This is a genomic window from Filimonas zeae (genome assembly GCF_014641615.1).
Taxonomy (GTDB): Bacteria; Bacteroidota; Bacteroidia; order Chitinophagales; family Chitinophagaceae; genus Filimonas; species Filimonas zeae.
In genome coordinates, this window is sequence record NZ_BMIB01000003.1 from 1,375,155 (window position 1) to 1,395,059 (window position 19,905).

The following is a 19,905-nucleotide window of genomic DNA, read 5'->3' on the forward strand; positions in this document are numbered from 1 at the left end:
AAGATAACGGCCCTGCTTTATTGTACCGGCCCTATTTATCCCCCTTAAATACAGGGGCACGGGAATAATATTTGCATCTTATCTGTAAAAATAGTCCTATGGAAAGAGAAACCATCCGTAACGCCGCCCGGATTGTGCTGGGCGCCAGTCTGGTTTTTGCAGGAATCAGCCACCTTACATTTGCGCGGAAAGAGTTTCAGGCACAGGTGCCCGACTGGGTACCGGTAAAGAAAGACGATACCGTAATATGGTCTGGCGTAGCGGAAATTACGCTGGGTGCCTCGCTAATGCTGGCACAGGGTAAACACAAAAAAACAATCGGCAATATTGCTTCTGCGTTTTTTACCGCAGTTTTTCCAGGTAATATATCACAGTACACGCACCATCGTAATGCATTCGGGCTCAATACCAACCGAAAACGTTTTGCCCGGTTGTTTTTTCAGCCACTGCTGATAGCATGGGCTTTAAAAAGCACCCGCAAATAGTTACATCAATTAAACTCACCGGGCCGGGGCGTACAGTTTACCCTGCTATTTGCCAGCCTCGCCCGGTTTACCTTTGTGCCGGTTGTTCCTGTATCTTTACTTTACACCCGAACCCATTACTATAGATATGAAACCTGTATTTCTGCTTTCGCTTTTGTTTGTGTGCGCATGCGCGTGCACCAAATCTTCCACCGCTAATGACGACAGTTCCGGAACTACAGATGATGATCTGGCCGGGCCGGTAAGCCGGCCTTCCGGCGGGTACGGAAAAGATGGCAACTACACCGTTGCCAAAGTTAGTTTTGCCAGCCCCACTTACACCGGCAAGCTGGTAGAAGTGTTTTACCCCAAAGAAGCTACCGGCCCTGTGCCTGTTATATTTTATTCGCACCCATATGGTGGTGAAGAAAGCTCTTACAACATTGGACTGTACGGGTTTATTGCCAAAAAGGGTTATGCAGTGGTATTTGCGCCCTACCCTACTACAGGCGTTTCTATAGATGACCGGTACAATACCCTGTGGCAAAGTTTTAAAAAGGCTGTTGCTAACTATCCCAACATGCTTGATACCCGCAAAGTGGGTTTTATGGGCCACTCTTTTGGCGGCGGCGCTTCTTTTGCATTGGGCCACCGTGCTTTTACGCAGGAGGGTTGGGGCGCGAATGGCCGGTTTTTATTTGTAATGGCGCAGTGGTATGCCCATCAGCTTACCGATAGCATGCTGCAGAGCTTTCCTGCCAATACCAGACTTATTACGGAAGTGTTTAACGATGATGTAACCAACGACCACAGGCTGGCCATAGATATTTTTAAAAACATTAATATACCAGCAGCAGAGAAGGATTATATTCTGGTAAAAAAGACAGAACTGCCTGGCTACACGTATACTGCCGGGCACGATTTACCTAACACGCGTAATGCTTATGATGCCTATGATTATTATGTGGTATACCGGCTGTTGGACGCCCTGGCAGACTACAGCTTTAACGGCAATGCGGCTGCAAAAAACACAGCACTGGGCAACGGGTCAGCAGCACAGGTTACACTACCTTCCTACAACGGACAGGCGTTAACCCCGCTTACTGTTACAGATAACCCAACCCCTTTGTTTCTGCAAAGCAAATACCTTTTTCCCTGCGGCTCTACAGATAATCCACGGAAAAGTAATTGCCAGTAAGGCAACCTGCTGCTTCCGGGCAATAGTTCCGGAAGCAGCAGGTATATATCAGAACTTAATACTCAGCTTCTGAGAAACCAGCTTGTCTTCCTTATAATACTCAAAAAACCATTCGCCGTTTCTTCTGAACACAATGCCTTTCGATGTGCCGTCATCTGCAATAAAGCTATCCGGCTGCGAAGTTTTCAGCAGGGTCATTACTTTTTTAGGCGTGGTATCTATCAGCTGGTAGCCATTTGCGTTGGCCTGCGCATACAATACATTCCCGCTTTCGGCCACTGTAGCGGGTACCGCGGCGGGTATAGCAGCAGGTACGGAGCTTACTACGGGTGCAGCCGCAACGGGTGTAGCCGTAGTGCTGTCATATTTATACTGCGCAGCAGTAAGTGAGGCAAAAGCATTTCTCAGGGCCTCAGAATACGCCAGCTCCCATTCTTTTTCCCGGCTTTTCCCTTCTTCTCCTTTAAAAACAACGTTTCCCAGGCAATCTTTTAGTATCAGCGTTAACCCGGTTGATAAAAAACGCTTCTTTTCCACCACTTCCGCTTTCAATACCCCACATTTATTGGCAGCCACTTCTGCCGGTAAAGTTTCATCGCTCATAAAAGCCGTAAACCCCACTCCTTCCAGCAATGCCTTTGAAAATGTATTCAGCCCATACTGATTGTCTGATTTAGAAAACTCAAACCGCTCCGGCACCAGCACGTACCTGTAATTATGAATGGTATTCTGAGAGTGGGCTGCAACAGCCAAAGACAGCGCGAACAACAATGCAACTACTTTCATATGATTGATTAAGGTATAGTAACGAAGATATATAAAAGTTGCAATGGCAAAGCAGGCCCCACCTGGTCATTGTTGCAACCTTTAACCTGATGGTCAGGCACCTGCAAAGTCAACCGGTATTATTTCAGTACCTGGAAATGAGTATTTTAAGCCGGAAAGGTTAAAATACGGGCTTAAATTATCATTAATCAGGAAGTGTAAACGTACAGGTAATGCAATAAATATTATCTTCGTACAGGTTTTTCATAGGATATTGGATTTAACAAAACGGGGTGGAATGTCTATTCCCCCCTTCTCTTTTTTATGGCTCTCCCTATTCGCTATATCCCTTCTTTCAGTCCCAGCTTTATCATTCCTGATCTTAATGTTGATAGAGGCAGCTGGCCAATCAGTATAGGTTTTTCCGGAAGCTTTTTTACAATATCCGCATAGTAATCAGTTAATGAAGGCCAGCCGGTTTGATGCAATTTCTTTGTTGGGAAGACTGTTGCGCAGTGTTTCCGGCAAAGCATTTATTTGAGGGTTTACCGGAAAGTACCGCGAAATATCGCGGTGATAGGGAGAGCAGATTATTGAATAAGAGGGAGGCCTTCAGCAATCTGTTAGTTGATCATGTTTATAATACTATAAAGTAGCACTCTTCTCTACCAGTACATTACGCGCACGCATATAGGTAGTACCGGTTGGCCCGGGTGAACCGGAAGAGCCTTCCATCTGATAATCAAGAATAATATTAAAGCGCTTGCCCACAAAGTTGGCGCCTGTTTGGGTAGATTTCAATACCCCATCCACCCAGTACTCAATAGAAACATCGGTAGCGCTTATTTTGGTAAAATAGACGGAGTAAGTATGCCAGTTGCCCGGATTAGAAACAACGGTCCCCACACTACTCCAGCCGCCAGCCGGGTTTTTATAGGTGTTCAGCCAGCAGGTAGTACTGCCTTTAAACTCCATAAAATCACTTTCCGGCGGCCAGGAATCGGCACCCGTAGCCCAGAAAGCCGGCCAGGTACCCCTTTGCGATTCGCATTGAAACTCGCCCTTAAAATGCCATTTGGGCCAGGCATCATCTATTACCGGTACAGCTTTGGCGTAAATAGTACCGGAATAGTAACGGATAGGCAGATAAGGGTCTTTGTTGCTGTTGCCTACCCCACTGGTGGGTGTACTGGTAAACGTAAGCACGCCGGACGATACCGAAATATTGGCCGCCCGCATTCTGGCAGATCCGTTATGATCTGATCCCCAGGGATATAGGTTGTTCCAATACGTACTGAAGGAACTAAAAGATGAAGTGGGAATCACGTTTACCCAGGATAACAAAGCCGCGGCATTGGGTGAATTGTGATTGTTAGTGGTGGTGGTTTCATCTGTTGCCGTTTCTGCAGCATTCTCTTTTTTGCAGGCTGTTGCCCCCAGCAAAAGGAGTAGAATCATACAATGAATTTTTTTCATACTTTTTCGTTTGGTTAACTAATGGCCTCCCTCTTGTTTTTCAGGTGTTTAGGTATTAACAAGAAACAAAATTTTAATTAACCATGCAGGGGGCAAACCCGGAAAATAGAGGGGTGAAAAGCCGGAGCCCCGCACCATCAAAGGCCACACAGCGAAAAACAGCAGGATTACTTAATAAAAAAATCAACCCTAATAGTTGTTATAACAGGAATTTATTTCAAACTTCGCTAACAGTTTGTTAGCAGTCCCCCCAGACAAAGCGCTCAGTTTATGCTTATTAAAGCATAATAGCACAAATATTATAGTTATTAAATATCCATTGCTGTTTATGCAAACTACTTTTACCCAACTGCTTTACGCTGATAAATTCATTTATGCAGCAACCATTCATGTTGCACTTTATTTTCCGGAAAAACATATAACAGATTTGTTATCCGTTACTCAGGCATAGTCTGCCCTATTTATCCGTTCATCTATCACAACGTTTTTAATACATGAGCAAATTTATTTGCCTGATAACCCTGCTATTGATTGCAACCTGCCCTTTTGCCCAATCCGGAATTACCGGCAATGCCAGTTTTTGTCAGGGAGGCAGTACCGTGTTAACAGCCCCAACAGGCAGTAGCTACAAATGGTAGCAGGGCACCAGCGCCAGCGGCCCGTGGGTTGACATTTCCGGCGCCACCAGCGCCACTTATGAAGCAACCGGCAGTGGCTTTTACCAGGTACTTGTAGATGGTACAGCATATGCTATAACTGTTTCTGAAAGAAGTTATTGCAGATTCCATTCCTGCACGGTTTATTACAGGAATTTCTGCCACCCTCCCTTCCAGGTAACGAACAAAAGGTTCAAAAGAAAATGCAGAGGTAATCATTCCGTTTTCCGCCACATCCGGAATCAGCTTAAACACTTCAGTATGCATAACTTGCAATCGGTTTGTATTGGGTACTGTTACAGCAAAATTAGTTCCCGGAAATCATACCTTGCCAGGCTTATTGTTGAAATGTAAAAAATGCCGTTTCAACCGTACACGGCAGATAGCAGGTGGCAAAACCTTCAAACCGCAAGTATTACCTTTCAATTAACAAGTAATTCCCTACCTTGCATATATCAGAAACCGCATTTTAATTTCTTTTCTTTCCCCTTACGTACCTCACGCATTCCGGGCCGGTTTAAATCTTTTCAGGCGTTTTCTCTCTCCTTATTTTTAAAACCTGTTTTATGGCCGTTATCCTTTTTTTTATTGCCCTGTGGTATTCCTCCCTGTTCTTTCAAACCTTTTTCCAGCACCGGTATGCCGCGCACGGGGCCTTTAAAATGACCCGCCCGTGGGAGCGTTTTTTTTTCATCTGCACCTATATAGCACAAGGCTCTTCCTATATGAGCCCCGCAGCCTATGCTATCATGCACAGAATGCACCATGCTTATACAGACACCGATATGGACCCGCATTCTCCCCAGTTTTCCAAAAACCTATTTGGTATGATGTGGCGTACACGTCAGTTTTATGTAAGCATATTCAAAGGTAAAATGAAGGTGGAAGAACGCTTTACCAAAAACCTGCCCAGCTGGCCTGTGTTTGACAAGCTTGCAAGCTCCTCCCTTTCGCGAATTATATGGGCCGCGTTGTATACTGTAGTTGTATTGCTTTTCTCGCCTACCCTGTGGTTTTTGTTATTGCTGCCGGTTATGGTGGCTATGGGCGCTTTTCACGGGGCGGTTATTAACTGGTTTGCACACAAGTACGGGTATGTGAATTTTAAGCTTAAAAACACCTCTCAGAATTTACTGGCTATTGATATGCTGATGTTAGGGGAATCGTATCATAACAACCATCACAAAAATCCCTCGTCCGTTAATTTTGGAAAGCGCTGGCATGAAATTGATCCGGTGTATCCGGTTATCCGGTTGTTGAGCTGGTGTAAGATTATAAAGTTACCGGCTACTGCGCCTGCAAGCCGTATGCATATGCCCCGGGTTCACGAATGAATATACCGGTCTATTAACCCCGCTATTGCTTCATAAGGCCGGTTGCCGGTTACTACCAGTACGCCTTTTTTTCCCGCCTGGTGAATCATCAGTGTAGGAAAACGGGTAATGTTCCGGTAACTGGTTTCCTGCAGGTCTGCCCTGAAACTGTTTATTACTTCCGGGCTTGTAAGATCTTTGGTAAATACTTCCACATCCAACACACCCGGTAATGCCTTCGCTAACGTTGCTGCTGTTTCCAGTAACACCGCTTTACGGGCAATATTCTGCCCGTTTATCATAACTGCCTTTCTTAAATAAGTTAAGTACTGTTCTTCTGCTTCCGCAGATTGCCTTGCAGCACATTTAACGGCCACACAGGCGGGGTAAGAAGATGCAGGCGGATCGGTAAACCAGATTCTGTGATGTATGGGCGTGCCGGATAGCTGCCCGGCCAGCATCCATACCGGGCCTATCTGCAGGGGTTTGGTTACAGAGTTCAGCTGATCGTTGTAATTATTCCAGTTGGGTAGTAAGCCTCCCATGCAATACCGTACAGTTATGGTATAGTTGTGTTTTAGTTGTTGCCAGGCCTTTTCAAAAGCCCAGCTCCAACAGCAAAGCGGATCGGTATAGTATACTATCTCTATCCTGTCCGCTGCTGCAGAAACACTGTTTGCGCTTATGTCCTTTGCTGTTTGTTCTATGTTCACAAAGTCATTTTACGGTTTAATCTATGGCACTCTGGCTCCACGCCTGCTCACCCACGGGCACCGCCGCATTTATTTCCTCACTCTTTTCTGCACTCATCTGCTGATCTAACACATTCACACTGTCATTAGTGCGTTCAGTACCATCCGGCTCTGTATTCAGCATACCATTGGTGTCCAGCACATATTGCACCGGATCATTCACATACTGCCATACCTCTCCCAGCTGTGTACTCTCGCCCTCATTCCACGGGCCACGCACTTCAGAGCCGTTGCTCATATTAAAGTACAGATTGGTATATCGGGGATCGCTTTGTAACACGGCTGGTGGAAAAGCGGGTGTTATCGTTTGCAGAGCAGCTTCAAACATCTGATAGTGGGCTACTTCACGGGCCATCAGAAAATGAAGCGTTTCTTTTACATACGGATCATCGGTAAACTGTAACAGGTACTCGTACGTAACTTTTGCTCTGGACTCTGCCGCAATATCAGACCGCAGATCAACCGATAAATCGCCGTTACAATCGCCATTAATATAGGCTGCCGTCCATGGCACACCCTGGCTGTTGGTATAGGCAGGTGTACCGCCGCTGGAAGTAAGAAACTGAGGCGCAACAATAGCCTGATGAATAAACTCTTCTTTCCGCTGTTTACCATCCAGCATCTGCATAATTTCAGATTCATTGGCGGCGTTCTTCAGATCGCCGTTTATGCCCTGCAACAGCATCTGAATAGTAGCACCCACAATTTCCAGGTGGCTAAACTCTTCTGTAGCAATATCCATCAGCAAATCATACTTATCCGGAAAAGGGGTACGCGCACCAAACGCCTGTCCAAAATAACGCAATGCCGCTGCCAGCTCTCCGTTGGCGCCGCCAAACTGCTCCAGCAATAAGGAAGCAAAACCTGGATCGGGACGCGATACCCGGGCATTAAACTGAAGTTCTTTTACATGATAGAACATAATAATTAATTTACCCTATAGCCCCAATAAGCATACCCTATACCCTGATAATTAAAGTATTTATTGTAATATGATAATTTTGCAACTATTGCAAAAAAAGCCCCGTACAGTACCCATTCAGGGTTTTACAACATCCTGAAAACAAAGAAGGCCATGATGATAATCACGACCTCCTTCTTCCTTAAAACACGCGTACAAACAAGTTTAATCGTGCCCTTCTGTTTTTACAATTTTATTGTAAATGCCCAGCAGTAAAAAGGGGGCAGCCCATTGCCCTACAAAAAGGCTGGCGTGCTTTTTACCGGCGCATCTTAACCCTAACGATACTGCCATTGCCGCCAGCGAAGCGGTTAAAAAAACAGTAGATGGCAGCTTCGCAGTTTGCGACTCAATTTTTTTGGTGGTTTCACCTTCCGCCTGCGGATTCAATTCAGACATATATCCTCCTTTGGTTTATCCAGGCTGGCGTTCATCTCTTTTCACAAACCTGGGTGTTAATTATTGAAATACTATCTTGTAACAGCCCCTTTCCGCTCCCGCTCTTTCTGCGCGGCCACTTCATTCAGTCTGCCGGAAGGCTTCGGCCTGGTTAACAGCACAACCAGTATTTCCAGCACGCCCACCATTACAAATGGAGTGCTGATGGTGTTAGAAAATTTAAACAGCCAGGGAGAGGCAATCAGCAAAGCCCCGGTAATACAATCCATAACCAGGTGGGTATTCATAGATATTGCCTTAATGGCTCCCGCTTCGTAATTGGTCATAAAGCTATACACAAGTATTATCAGGCCTACTAAAGAAGAAACCAATGCCGGCGTTCCTTCATAGCTTAGTACCCAGGGTAATATCAGTGCAATGCCAACAATGTAATCGAGGTATCCGTGTACTTTGGTTGATATAATGTTCATAGCATTAACAACATAAAAACTATACCCTGTATTAATGGGCACGGTTATGCCGGTAACGCCACTTATTTTGCCCAAATAAGGCCAACACTTATTTAATAAAAATGATTATGGGTTATTTATGGGATGGATTGCGTTGTTCAACCGGAAAAATCCATCAGAAGCACATTATGTAACTGCGTATACAGTTCTGACAGGCTGGTGCTTTTAGGCAGAAAATAATTTGCACCTAATGATACCGCCAGATATTGTTCCCACGAAGAGGTGGAAGTCATAATAAAAGGAACAGACAACTTCAATACATCCCGTACCTGCTGTAAAAACAATATTCCGTCCATTACGGGCATATTAATATCAGAAATAATGAGGTCGGGCTTTTCAATAGCCAGGCTTTGAAGCCCTTCCATCCCGTTTTTTGCATGCTTACATTCTATGGATGGATCAATTCTGCGGATGGTCTGCTCTAAAAAGGCAATATCGTCCACATCATCATCTACCAGTAAAATTTGCCTGTAATTTATCATAGGTGCTTTTTTAATACAAGCGCTACTGAAAAACAGCTTGTTAGCAAAGCAGGCAACAGATCAGAAGCAATGCAACGTTGTATCCCTTCCAGCCTCAAAGGCTAATCATGTCTCCACTTTACTCAAAGATACACTTCAAATTACAAGTATTATAATCACCCGAAGCAGTACGGAATTCAGAACGGGAAATAAGGGAAGCCAAAGCAATCTGTTAGTTGATCATGTTATAAAGCTATAAAGTAGCACTCTTTTCTACCAGTACGTTGCGTGCACGCATGTAGGTAGTACTGGAAGGACCAGGCGAACCGGAAGAGCCTTCCATTTGATAATCAATAATAATATTGAAGCGCTTGCCTACAAAGTTGGCGCCTGTCTGCGTACTTTTCAACACGCCATCTACCCAGTATTCAATAGAAACATCCGTTGCACGTTAAAGGGGAGATGCCAGTAAGCCCGCAGGTACTTTCAATGCTCCCGTGGCAAAATCAATTAATCCATTGCGCTCCTCTTCAATATCTGTAGCCTGGGTATATACATCTCCGGCAATGGGCCGTTTCCGTAACTCGGCTTTAAACAGTTGTATCTGCCGGCTACGCTCCTGGTTATCATTAGGGCCGCCATACTCCACAAAACCAAAGCCGCCCCATTCACTTACCACCAGGGGCACCTGTTTTCTGAAAAAGAAAGGGTCGCCTACTACCAGCGGAAAAGCAGCTACGCCAGACTGTCTGCCGGTTATAAACAAATCCAGCAGTTCGCTCCATTTGGGCAGGTTAGCCGTATACAAATGGGCGGTAAGCAAATCGCTCTTCAAACGCCCTTCATAAGAAATGTGCTGCCAGCCATCATTGTCCACCACCAGAAACTCCGGATGGGCTATCATCAGATAATGATACATATCTGTAATATACTTTCTCGTTTCCGGGTTGGTAGCTATATCCTGTGCGCCCCAGTCTTCATTATACAGGCTCCATATTACAATGGAAGGATGCGTACCCATCAACGCCAGCATCCTCAGCAACTCTGCCTGGTGGTTCTCACGGCTTTTGGGAGAGGAACGGTGCGGGCTGGGTACTTCTACCCACAGCAACAGGCCCAGTTTATCCGCCAGGTCGTATATGCGCGGGTCCACACCGGCTATATGAATACGCACCAGGTTACAACCCAGCTTCTTCATCGCGTGCATGTGCAGCTGAATCAGCTCGTAATCAGCTAACCCGGGCTGGTATAAAATGCCATCCAGATATACCGGCTTGTTGTTCAGGTATATATACCTGCCTCTGGCCTCTATCTTTCTTAATCCAAAGCTCGATTTAATCTGCGCGCTATACCCTGTAGCATCCTGTAACTGCGCCACCAGCCGGTATAAATGCGGGTTTTCCGGTGTCCATAGCTGTGCATCCGGTATTTCAATTACCAGGCGCTGCTTTTTCTGTCCGGCTTCTATAAAAAGAGCATATTCGTCTGTGGCAACCGGCAGGGCCGTTGGCTCTGCGCGGTTAAAAACCTGCAGTTTTATGGTGTACATACCCGCATCATGTATGCGGGTGGTAAAATTAAGCCGCACCAGATTGTCTTCTATTACACTTACCACGCCAATGCGCGAGCGCAGGCGGTTACGCTCTACTGTTTCCAGCCAGATGCTGCGTACACCACCGGTATAGGTCTGGTACCAGATACCTCCGCGTTTGTATACCGATGATTCCTGCTTACCCCTGGGCGTATCGGCATCCATTGTACTTTCTATACGAATGGTAAGCCGGTTCTCCGGCTGCAGCAGCGCCGCATCCAGCTCATACGAAAAGGAAGTGTATTCCCCCCGGTGTACCTCCTCTCCCTCTATGGTTTGCAGCAAAATGCCATTTAACCATACCCGCGTTTCATAACCACAGGCACCCAGTGTTAATTGTAACAGCGAATTGGGGTTCAGGCTTGCTCCCAAACTTTCCGGAACAGTAAACAGCCGTTCATACCACACCACCACCCTGTCTTTCCAGCTTGCCTGTGCGGGCTGCAGTTTAGCCATATGCGCTTCCACACTGCCCGGCCAGTGGGCAATATGCTTATAGGCGTGCGCCTGCTGCCATTGTTCCGTTAACCCTATATTATCAGCATCCGGTTCAAAATTCCATATCCCATTCAGCAACACAAAAGAATTAGGACGTATTACCGATCGTGGAAGCGGATTGTCATCTGTACTCATAAATTATCTTTTGCTGATAGAAAGATTACGCGGGGTGAAGATTTTGCGGACATGTGAAGCGATCAGCCGTTTTATCAGTATTCTAAAGATAGGTGTAAATGAACCGGTACCCTCTTTTATTTTGCACCACGCTGCCTGGCAGGCAGGTAATAACCAATCAGCATGATTACAGTCCGGTTTACATTAGTGCATCCACACCCGTAAATTAGGGAGGTTTGCAGGAAAAAGCTATTTTTAGCAAATAAGCCTCGGTTTTATGCCGGAATGGTTGTTCAGTAATTATGTTTGAGAATATGGAGATGCCTGATAAAAAGCTACTGGAAGACATTCAGAAAATTCAGTCGCTGGAAATAATTCCCTCTATCCTGGATCTGGTTTGCCGCAGTACCGGAATGCGCTTTGCCGCTGTGGCACGGGTAACAGAAAAACAGTGGATTGCCTGTGTGGTAAAAGATGATATTGAGTTTGGTTTAAAAGCAGGTGGAGAACTACAGATTGAAACCACCATCTGTAACGATATCCGATCTACCGGCGAACCGGTAGTAATTGATCATGTGCGTGAAGACGAGCGGTTTAAAAATCACCATACACCCCGGATATATGGCTTTCAAAGCTATATATCTATGCCCATTATTTTGAAAGACGGCACTTTTTTCGGCACACTGTGCGCTATTGATCCCCTGCCCATTCCCTTATCGGACATGAATGCGGCTACTATGTTCGCCCTGTATGCCGATCTTATTTCTTTCCACCTCTATTCGCAGGAGCAACGGGCACAGCAAAACCAACTGTTAGAATCTACCCGGTTTCAGCTCCAGCAATCACAGAATAATCTACGCCAGTACTCACACATCAGCCGCCACACCCTGCAGGAGCCGCTGCGTAAACTACAGTTGTTTTCAGGTATGCTGGAGCAGGATATGAATTTGCCGCCTAACCATAAGGCAGTTACCATTGCAGGCAAGATTAATATTCTGGCTGCTGAATTCAGCACCATGATTAACGACCTTACAGATTTCTCAGATTTTGAACAAAAAACAGACGAGTTTCAACTGGTGGATCTGGATACCGTGTTAAAAGCAGTTTTAAACCGGCTGCGGTTTAAAATAGCGGCCAAAGAGGCCCTTGTACACCGGAGCACGCTAACTATTCTGCCTGCCATTCCCCAGCAGATCAGCCAGCTTTTTTATCATGTGCTGGATAATGCCTTAACCTTTACCAACCCGCTGGTGCCGGTAGAAATTAATGTGTATGGCTGTGATGTAACAGCAGAAGAACTGGCAGCCTATACACACCTTACAGATAAAGACAACTATTATAAAGTATGCATTGAAGACAATGGTATTGGCTTTGACCGGGGCCATAGCAGCCAGATTTTTGATTTGTTTGCACGGCTCAACACCAAAGAACAATATGCAGGCATAGGCATGGGTTTATCGCAGGCCAGAAAAATTATAGAGCATCATAACGGCTTTATTATAGTAGACTCTGAAACCGGTAAAGGCACGCGGTTTTGCCTGGTATTTCCTAAAACACTGCCCCAATAAAAAGGGGCAGGTAATAATACCCGCCCCGTGTGTGCTTTGTGCTATATGAAAATGTTTACCAGCCCGGATTTTGCAAAGCAGTCTTTTCCGCTGCGGTAAGCGGGCGACCGTCTTTGTTATTGGCATCCAGGTAGCTTTGTGGTATAGGTCTCAGATAATGTTTGGGTGCCACTGGCCTTGCTTCATCGTTAAACGTGTTGCAACGTTTTACCAGTGTTTTGGTTCTTGCCAGGTCTTCCCAACGCATCAGCTCTCCCATCAGCTCGCGGGAACGCTCGTTCAATATAAAGGCTATAAACTTATCGCCATTGCTACCCGCGCCCAGCTTGTCGTAGAAATCACCGGTGGAGTTGAAGATATCTGCAGAGCTGTTCAGGTGCATAGATGATAAGGTGCTGGCGGTAGTTACCGCCATATTGTTATTAGATTCATAATACGTATTTCTGTCTGAATAAGAAGCATTACTGGTTGTTACAGGATTGGTTTTGTACGCCACACCACCGTCTGTATAAGCAGCACGATCCTCCCCTGCTTTGTAGGCAGCACGGTCGCGCACCATGTTAATGTAAGTAACGGCCTGGTCGTAGTTGCCTTTACGTCCGTAGGCTTCCGCTGCTATCAGATAAGTTTCTGCCAGGCGGGCCAGTATACCATCCCGTTGTCCAAACTGAGAAGGTACTCCGTTGCGTGAGCCATCCATGAATTTGGAAAGCGCTACAAAACGGCTTGCCTCATAGTTGCCATGCGAGCCAATCATATTTTCGGCCTGTCCGGCAAAATAACGAACAAACATATGTGGCGCCCGGAAACGGATGCTGGTAGGTATTTTAGGGCTGATGCCTGTATACCGGGTATCACCGGCATTGTTAACAATGTACAGGATAGATTCCTGCCCCAGTGTAAAACGCGGCTGCCCAACCATTGCAGGCGTAGCTGCATTGCTGGTATCCCATTTGGGAGCGGTACCCGGGTTATTACATACATAACGGGTTTTAAAACTTTTCCAGAATCTGGAATCGTTTACACGGTCAAATACATCCAGCGCATAATCGGTAGAACGCAGGCGCTGAAACTCCCTGCCACCAGACAAATCACGCACCATACCTGCCAGGTTCTGATATACCGAAGGGTAATACAGGTGTACCTGATTGCCGTAACGGCCCTGCGTGGTAACGTTGTTAGAAAACTGTGCAGCCAGTATTATCTCAGGCAGTTTTTCGTTAGGGCCATCAGGCGTGGTAAAATTCCACAACTCTGCAAAATTGGAAGCCAGGGAATGTTTGCCGCTGGTAATTACAATTTCAGAGTATTTAATAGCGCTATCCAGATCAGATGTTTTGGTATCACTGTTCCACTCATCATACAATTCACTTGCGCGGAACAAATATGCCTTTGCCAGAAAATGCGCTGCTGCATATTTGGTAATTCTACCGGTTTCGGCAGGCGTGGGTGGCAGCAGGTTATACGCTTCTGTAAAATCTTTAATTACCTGTGCGTAGGTTTCTTTGGCAGTGCTACGTCCAAACTCTGTTTCCAGGGTTTTGGTTTGCGTTAATTTCAACAGTACGCCACCAAACTGCTTTACCAGCTTAAAGTAATCAAATGCACGCATAAAATATCCCTCACCCAGGCGCGTATTCCTGTTGGCACCATCACCATAATACAACGGCACATTTTCAATCAGAATATTGGCCGAGTTAATGTTGGCATACATACTGGCAAACAGCGTACCCACATCGCCGGTAAGGCTGTTCAGGTTTGCATCGTACGAGTTCCAGAATTGCATGGTACGGTCACCACCCACGCAAAACTCGTCTACCCCATAGTTGGTAGTAGTGTACGCCCACTCATAGTTGAAATGAAACTTGAGGTTCTGATACATACCAATAGACAAATCATCCAGGCCCAGCGGGGTTTGATAATCCTGCAAACTTTTGGTAGTAATCAGGTTTTCTTCCAGAAAACTTTTTTTACAGGAGGGCATCAGCATCATAGCACCACAAACCGTTAATGCCGCTGTTATCTTTTTCAATATGGTAAGTTGCATAGTAAGTTGTTTTAAAATTAGAAACTTGCATTTACGCCCAGCACCAGGCCTCTGTTAAAGGTGTTACCACCCAGGTCCGGATCTATCCAGCTTACTTTAGAATAGATGAGTCCGGGGTTCAGCGCCTGCACATATACTTTCAAATGCTGCATATGCAACTTCTTGCTTTGTGCCGCTGTAAGGTTGTAAGACAGCGTTATATTCCTGATTTTAATAAATGATCCATCCTGATAATTCATAGCACTGCGGTACGGATCGCCACCTGCGCTATTGTAGTTGGGCGCATTGTATTCATTGGTAGGGTTATCGGGCGTCCAGTAATTTACTCTGCGTTGTGAAAACCGGCCCTGTAACACTTCCGCACCTGTTGGAATAGTAAAGCCCATTCTGGAATACATGAAAATAGAGAAGCCCCAGTTTTTATAGGTTACATCGTTGGTAAGGCCCGTTACCAGATTGGGCTGTGAATGGCCACGTAATACGCGGTCATTAATAGCGTCAATTTTAAAATCACCGTTCTGATCTACTACCTTAACATCACCGGGGTTAAAGGTTTGTCCGTTGGCTTTGTATTTAGCTATCGCATCCAGGTCTTCTTTTGTATTTTGCCAGATGCCGGCTTTATCATAATCATAATACACAGAAACGCGCTGGCCTATAAACCATAAGTTGGCAAGATCATCCTGCTTACCATACGCCAGCACATCAATCTTCTCTCTCGAAGCAGACATATTCAACGTACTGCTCCAGGTAAAGTCGCGGTTACGCAGGTTAACGCTGGTCAGGTTCAGATCAAACCCTTTGCCTTTGGTAGCGCCAATGTTGGTAAGAATGGCTGAATACCCTGTAGCCGGGTTCAATGCCCTGTTCAACAGCAGGTCGGTGGTTTTGGTGTTGTAAACATCCAGTGAACCATTCAGTCTGCCACCGAAAAAGCTGAAATCTACGCCCAGGTTAATCTGTGTGGTTTTTTCCCAACCCAGGTTCTGATCCGGGTAAGTAGCCGGGTTAGCTGCTGTAGGGTCTGAAGGCACATAACCCAGCTGTGCGGCATTGCCATAAGTATAATAAAGCCCCTGTAAGGCACCCAGTGTGGTATAAGGCCCCACTGCAGCATTACCCACGGTGGCATAGCCGCCGCGTAATTTCAGCTGATCTATCCATTTTACATTTTCCAGAAATGACTCTCTGTCCAATCTCCAGCCCAGCGATATAGAGGGAAACATATCCCATTTATGACCGGCTGCCAACTGACTGGCGCCATCCCAACGTATAAAGGCATTCAGTATATATTTCTGATCCAGGGTGTAGTTAACCCGGGCCATATAAGAAGTAAGTGCATTTTCTGACAGGCCGGTGCTGAACGCATCCAGCGCAGAAACGGTGTTTAACGCATACCATTTCTGATTGGGCAATGGCAGTTTGGTTGCCATCATAGCAGAATTCTCTGAGCGGTTATACAACGCAGTCTGCAACAAAGTCAGATTAATATCGTGTGAATGTTTACCACGGAAGCTTTTATCGTAGTAAAGCAGGTTATCCAGTGTCCAGGAAATGTTACTTGTCTGGTTCAACTGCGCCTGGTTGGTTGATCCGGGGTTACCGCCGCCACGGTTAACAGAAAGCGCATCCATCCAGCGGCCGTTGTAATAAGTCTGAAAATCCGGGCCAAAGTTTACACGGTACTTCAGGCCTTTGGCCAGTTTCGCTTCCAGATAAATAGAACCCAGCACCCGTAAGGTTTTGCGCAGGTTAATGTTGTACCGGTTTTCATCTACCGGGTTTACAATATTAATATCGCCCCCTGGTAACAAAATACGCTTACCTAAACTGTCGTAAGGAACCGCATAGGGCAGCATACCCTGCAACGCTGCGTAAAAATTACCCGGTCCGGTAGCATTGGTAGTGGCAAAACCATAGTTCTGAAAACCATAGGAGGTGTTTACACTACCGCCCATGCTGAACCATTTGCCGGCAGCAAGGTCTACACTAAACTTGGCACTGTAACGCCTGTAATCCTGCCCTCTTTGTGTACCCTGGTTATTCAGAAAACCGAATGAACCATAAGCCCTTACATTCTGCGAGCCGCCGCTGAGGCTGATGGTGTGGTCCTGCGTAAGCGCATCCTGTAAAGCATAATCCGTCCAGTCAGTAGTAGGCACCAATCCTGGATTCCATACGCCGTTTACCCATCCCTTCTGAATATTGGCAAAAGCAATAGGGTCCTGGCCAAAAATACGCTGATCATCTGCCAGTGTAGGCTGGTCCGGGTAATTAGGCGCAGTAGTGGCAGGGTTCAGGTATCTGATTCTGCGGTAAGCATTTCTCCTGAACTCAATATACTCAGCCGAATTCATCATTTCCATTCTGTCGTACTGCTTTTCCAGCGTTACTGTTCCCACATAACTGGCGGTTAAAGTACCACTCTTACCACGCTTGGTAGTAATCAGCACCACACCGTTGGCACCACGTGAGCCGTAAATAGCCGTAGCAGATGCATCTTTCAGTACATCAATACTTTCAATATCGTTGGGGTTAATGGCATTGATACCACCAAAGTTCAAAGGCACATCATCTACCACAAACAGCGGACCGTTGCCACCACTGATGGAGCGTACACCACGTATGGTAATGCCACCAGATTCACCAGGCCGTTCGTTAGAAGTAATGTCCACACCAGCCGCCTTACCCTGTATAGCCTGTAACGCATTGGCTACCGGGCGTGAGCGTATTTCTTCCGCGCTTACGCTGGCAATGGCACTGGTTACCGTACCCTTTTTTCTGGTACCATAGCCTACTACCACTACCTGATCCAGCATGGCAGCTACGCTGTCCTTCATTTCTACCACCAGCGATAAAGAAGCATCGGCTTTAATGGTATAACCCGTCAGGCTTTGCCCCTCGTACCCCATGGCAGAAAACGTAAAGCTGTAAGGCCCTCCCGAGGGCAAACGTGAAAAAGAAAAAACACCCAATGAGTCTGTGGAAGTGCCTGCCGAGTAATTGGTTTTTGTGTTACGTGCTATAACGGTAACACCCACTACCGGTTCGTTTTTAGCCGTGTGTACCACACCGGTAACGGCACTGCCCTTTTCCTGGGCCACGGCGGCAAAGAAAAACAGTTGAGTAAACAGCAGCAGGAAGCACCTGCAGCGGGAACGTTGCATTCTCATAAAGCAAACAATTAAAAGTGAATAATAGCAGCTCCGGATAGGGTCTGAAGCATTCGTTAACGGCGGATGTAATACACCTCTTCTTCCTTCACAACAGTCAACCTGTTGGCAGTTGTGATGTACTTAAGAATAATATCCAGCGAATCGGCTTTGTTAAACCTGCCCACAAAATATTTCCGTCTTACATCCTGTTTATTATAAACAATCTTTACGTTATATAATTCAGACAGCTGATCAAACACCAGCCCAAGCGGCTGGTTGTTAAACAGGTTCCAGGCACCGCTGGTTCCCGCAGGCAGCGTAACGGCCTGCCCTGCCAGCTCCACGGCATCATGCTCTGCTTCTGCCTTTTTACCAAAGGGCCTTACATAAGCCATAGCACGGTTGCTGTACACAAACTCCTGTCCGGGTTCCAACCTGAAATCGTCCGGCATCTTTTTGTCATGCCTGCTAACGGGCTGCACCACTACCTTTCCTTCAAATAAGCGCACTTTTATCTGTGCAGACTGCTCATACGCCGTAACCATAAACTTAGTACCCAATACCACGGTATTAACCGCTTTACTCAACACACTAAAAGGGTGCGCTTTGTCTGCTTTTACACTAAACTCTGCCTTGCCGGTTAATGTAACTGCCCTTTTACCGGTAAAAGGTTCGGTATAACTAAGCGCACTATGTGCACTCAATACCACACCAGAGCCATCCGGTAACAGTATAGGAGTATCTTTATTATGTATATTCTGTATATGCCGTATATACGGAACACCAGGCTTACTGGTTTCTTTTGCTACTTCCTGTACAGGCTGCTCCCTGTTATTCACCAACACCACCGTTGCTGCTACCACACAGGCCACACATGCCGCAGCCCAATACACACCCGTTTTAGCATACCAGGCTATTTTGCGCACCGGCACTGGTTCCTGTTCGTGCATCGTACCAGCCAGTATGGCCTGCCACATCGCTTCTTTTAACGGCCCGCCGGTAACAGCACTGCTATCTGCATCTGTTTCCAGCTTATCCATACACACTTCTATCAGGTTCCGTTCACTTGTGGTGGCGGTACCAGACAGGTACTTATCTATCAGCGTTATGAAGGTCTTTTTGATCATGCCTGTATATGTAGGTACCAAAACAATAAGGTATACCCTACGGAAAATGGAATATTTTTTTTGAACCGGAAAAATTAATCACAAAAACAGACAATGAGGAGTACGGATACGGTAAGGGCATCGCTCTGCGCCAGCATATGTTTTACATGCTTTAAGCAGATAGTCATTTTTTTCTCCACGGTTTTCTCCGATATATTTAACCAGCCGGCTATTTGTTTGTAGGTAAATTGCTGCTCGCGGCTTAACAGAAAAACCTGCCTGCAATCATCGGGCAGTGAGTGGATAATTTTTCTGAACAGGGCTTCGTTTTCTTTAAAAAGCAGGGGATTGTTATACATAACATCCACGGTTACAGCAGCTAACCGTGTGTAAAACTGCTCATCCGCCTTTTGCGCACGTATGGCTTTTAAAATCTGAAAACGAACCGCCTGCTTTAAATAAGGGAGTAATGCTTGTATATCCGCTTCGTTTCTACGCTGCCATAACGTAATAAATACCTCCTGCACCGCATCTTTGGCAACGGCTTCCTGGCGTATAATGTTATAAGCAGTGGCGTATAACGCTTCCCAGTGCCTGTTGTACATCTCTGCAAATGCAGCTTCGTCATTTTCCTGAAGCAGGTGAAGTAACCTAATATCGTCCAAAGCAGAATAGTGCGTCATTTCTGTTCCGGCATGGCATTAAATCGTGCGATAATATAATCAACACCGAATTTAGCCCCTTCTGCTCATATACAATGGAATAGTGCTGCTTTTTTGCGGATTTTCGGCCAGCGCACAGCACTTTCCCCATCTCCGAAAGCATAAAAAAGCAAAATACCCATTACCAGGTATTGAATTAACGGAGCGCCT

At 46.0% G+C, this 19,905-nt stretch carries 18 protein-coding genes; 4 read left to right on the forward strand and 14 right to left on the reverse strand.

Going from position 1 to position 19,905, the window contains the following annotated elements:
- Positions 1-98: 98 nt before the first annotated feature.
- Both IEY13_RS18530 and IEY13_RS18535 read left to right on the forward strand, forming a co-directional pair.
- Positions 99-485, forward strand: a complete 387-nt coding sequence (locus tag IEY13_RS18530) for a DoxX family protein (protein ID WP_188954872.1) — start codon at positions 99-101, stop codon at positions 483-485.
- A 127-nt stretch (positions 486-612) separates the two neighbouring features.
- Positions 613-1,662, forward strand: a complete 1,050-nt coding sequence (locus IEY13_RS18535; protein ID WP_188954874.1) for an alpha/beta hydrolase — start codon at positions 613-615, stop codon at positions 1,660-1,662.
- Between the two features lie 48 nt (positions 1,663-1,710).
- On the opposite strand, the gene IEY13_RS18540 is transcribed toward IEY13_RS18535, so the two are convergent.
- The 3 genes from IEY13_RS18540 to IEY13_RS18550 form a co-directional block, all read right to left on the reverse strand.
- Positions 1,711-2,448 carry a hypothetical protein gene (locus tag IEY13_RS18540; protein ID WP_188954877.1) on the reverse strand — a complete coding sequence of 246 codons (738 nt, stop codon included), beginning with the start codon at positions 2,446-2,448 and terminating at the stop codon, positions 1,711-1,713.
- A gap of 624 nt (positions 2,449-3,072) precedes the next feature.
- Positions 3,073-3,885: a family 16 glycosylhydrolase gene (locus IEY13_RS18545; RefSeq protein ID WP_188954879.1), complete on the reverse strand. Its 813-nt coding sequence runs from the start codon at positions 3,883-3,885 to the stop codon at positions 3,073-3,075.
- 620 nt (positions 3,886-4,505) lie between these two features.
- On the reverse strand, positions 4,506-4,826 hold the full coding sequence (locus IEY13_RS18550; protein WP_188954881.1) for a hypothetical protein: 321 nt from the start codon (positions 4,824-4,826) through the stop codon (positions 4,506-4,508).
- 299 nt (positions 4,827-5,125) lie between these two features.
- On the opposite strand from IEY13_RS18550, the gene IEY13_RS18555 reads away from it, so the two are divergent.
- Positions 5,126-5,893: an acyl-CoA desaturase gene (locus IEY13_RS18555; protein WP_188954883.1), complete on the forward strand. Its 768-nt coding sequence runs from the start codon at positions 5,126-5,128 to the stop codon at positions 5,891-5,893.
- Here the strand turns inward: IEY13_RS18555 and IEY13_RS18560 are convergent.
- The 7 genes from IEY13_RS18560 to IEY13_RS18590 form a co-directional block, all read right to left on the reverse strand.
- Positions 5,884-6,585 carry a DsbA family oxidoreductase gene (locus tag IEY13_RS18560; RefSeq protein WP_188954885.1) on the reverse strand — a complete coding sequence of 234 codons (702 nt, stop codon included), beginning with the start codon at positions 6,583-6,585 and terminating at the stop codon, positions 5,884-5,886. The two genes, IEY13_RS18555 and IEY13_RS18560, sit on opposite strands and share 10 nt — an antisense overlap.
- A 16-nt stretch (positions 6,586-6,601) precedes the next feature.
- Positions 6,602-7,546 carry a manganese catalase family protein gene (locus IEY13_RS18565; protein WP_188954887.1) on the reverse strand — a complete coding sequence of 315 codons (945 nt, stop codon included), beginning with the start codon at positions 7,544-7,546 and terminating at the stop codon, positions 6,602-6,604.
- A 204-nt stretch (positions 7,547-7,750) separates the two neighbouring features.
- Entirely contained in the window at positions 7,751-7,984 is a 234-nt protein-coding gene (locus tag IEY13_RS18570) for a hypothetical protein (protein ID WP_188954889.1), read from the reverse strand.
- Between the two features lie 71 nt (positions 7,985-8,055).
- Positions 8,056-8,454 carry an SPW repeat domain-containing protein gene (locus IEY13_RS18575; protein ID WP_188954891.1) on the reverse strand — a complete coding sequence of 133 codons (399 nt, stop codon included), beginning with the start codon at positions 8,452-8,454 and terminating at the stop codon, positions 8,056-8,058.
- Between the two features lie 137 nt (positions 8,455-8,591).
- Positions 8,592-8,975 (reverse strand): response regulator, encoded by a 384-nt coding sequence (locus IEY13_RS18580; RefSeq protein ID WP_188954893.1) that lies wholly within the window; start codon positions 8,973-8,975, stop codon positions 8,592-8,594.
- A 232-nt stretch (positions 8,976-9,207) separates the two neighbouring features.
- Positions 9,208-9,366, reverse strand: a complete 159-nt coding sequence (locus tag IEY13_RS18585; RefSeq protein ID WP_188954895.1) for a hypothetical protein — start codon at positions 9,364-9,366, stop codon at positions 9,208-9,210.
- A 39-nt stretch (positions 9,367-9,405) separates the two neighbouring features.
- Positions 9,406-11,178, reverse strand: coding sequence for a glycoside hydrolase family 2 protein (locus tag IEY13_RS18590; RefSeq protein ID WP_188954897.1), 1,773 nt, complete (start codon positions 11,176-11,178; stop codon positions 9,406-9,408).
- Between the two features lie 293 nt (positions 11,179-11,471).
- Between IEY13_RS18590 and IEY13_RS18595 the strand changes: the two genes are divergently transcribed.
- Positions 11,472-12,725, forward strand: a complete 1,254-nt coding sequence (locus IEY13_RS18595; protein ID WP_188954899.1) for a sensor histidine kinase — start codon at positions 11,472-11,474, stop codon at positions 12,723-12,725.
- A gap of 55 nt (positions 12,726-12,780) precedes the next feature.
- Here IEY13_RS18595 and IEY13_RS18600 read toward each other — a convergent pair whose 3' ends face one another.
- From IEY13_RS18600 to IEY13_RS18615, 4 genes are all read right to left on the reverse strand, one after another.
- Complete coding sequence (locus tag IEY13_RS18600; protein ID WP_229687912.1) at positions 12,781-14,772, reverse strand: RagB/SusD family nutrient uptake outer membrane protein; 1,992 nt, start codon at positions 14,770-14,772, stop codon at positions 12,781-12,783.
- A 17-nt stretch (positions 14,773-14,789) separates the two neighbouring features.
- Positions 14,790-17,945 (reverse strand): SusC/RagA family TonB-linked outer membrane protein, encoded by a 3,156-nt coding sequence (locus tag IEY13_RS18605; RefSeq protein ID WP_188954901.1) that lies wholly within the window; start codon positions 17,943-17,945, stop codon positions 14,790-14,792.
- A 56-nt stretch (positions 17,946-18,001) separates the two neighbouring features.
- Positions 18,002-19,054: a FecR family protein gene (locus tag IEY13_RS18610; protein WP_188954903.1), complete on the reverse strand. Its 1,053-nt coding sequence runs from the start codon at positions 19,052-19,054 to the stop codon at positions 18,002-18,004.
- 74 nt (positions 19,055-19,128) lie between these two features.
- Positions 19,129-19,716 carry an RNA polymerase sigma factor gene (locus IEY13_RS18615; protein ID WP_188954905.1) on the reverse strand — a complete coding sequence of 196 codons (588 nt, stop codon included), beginning with the start codon at positions 19,714-19,716 and terminating at the stop codon, positions 19,129-19,131.
- Between the last annotated feature and the right edge of the window lie 189 nt (positions 19,717-19,905).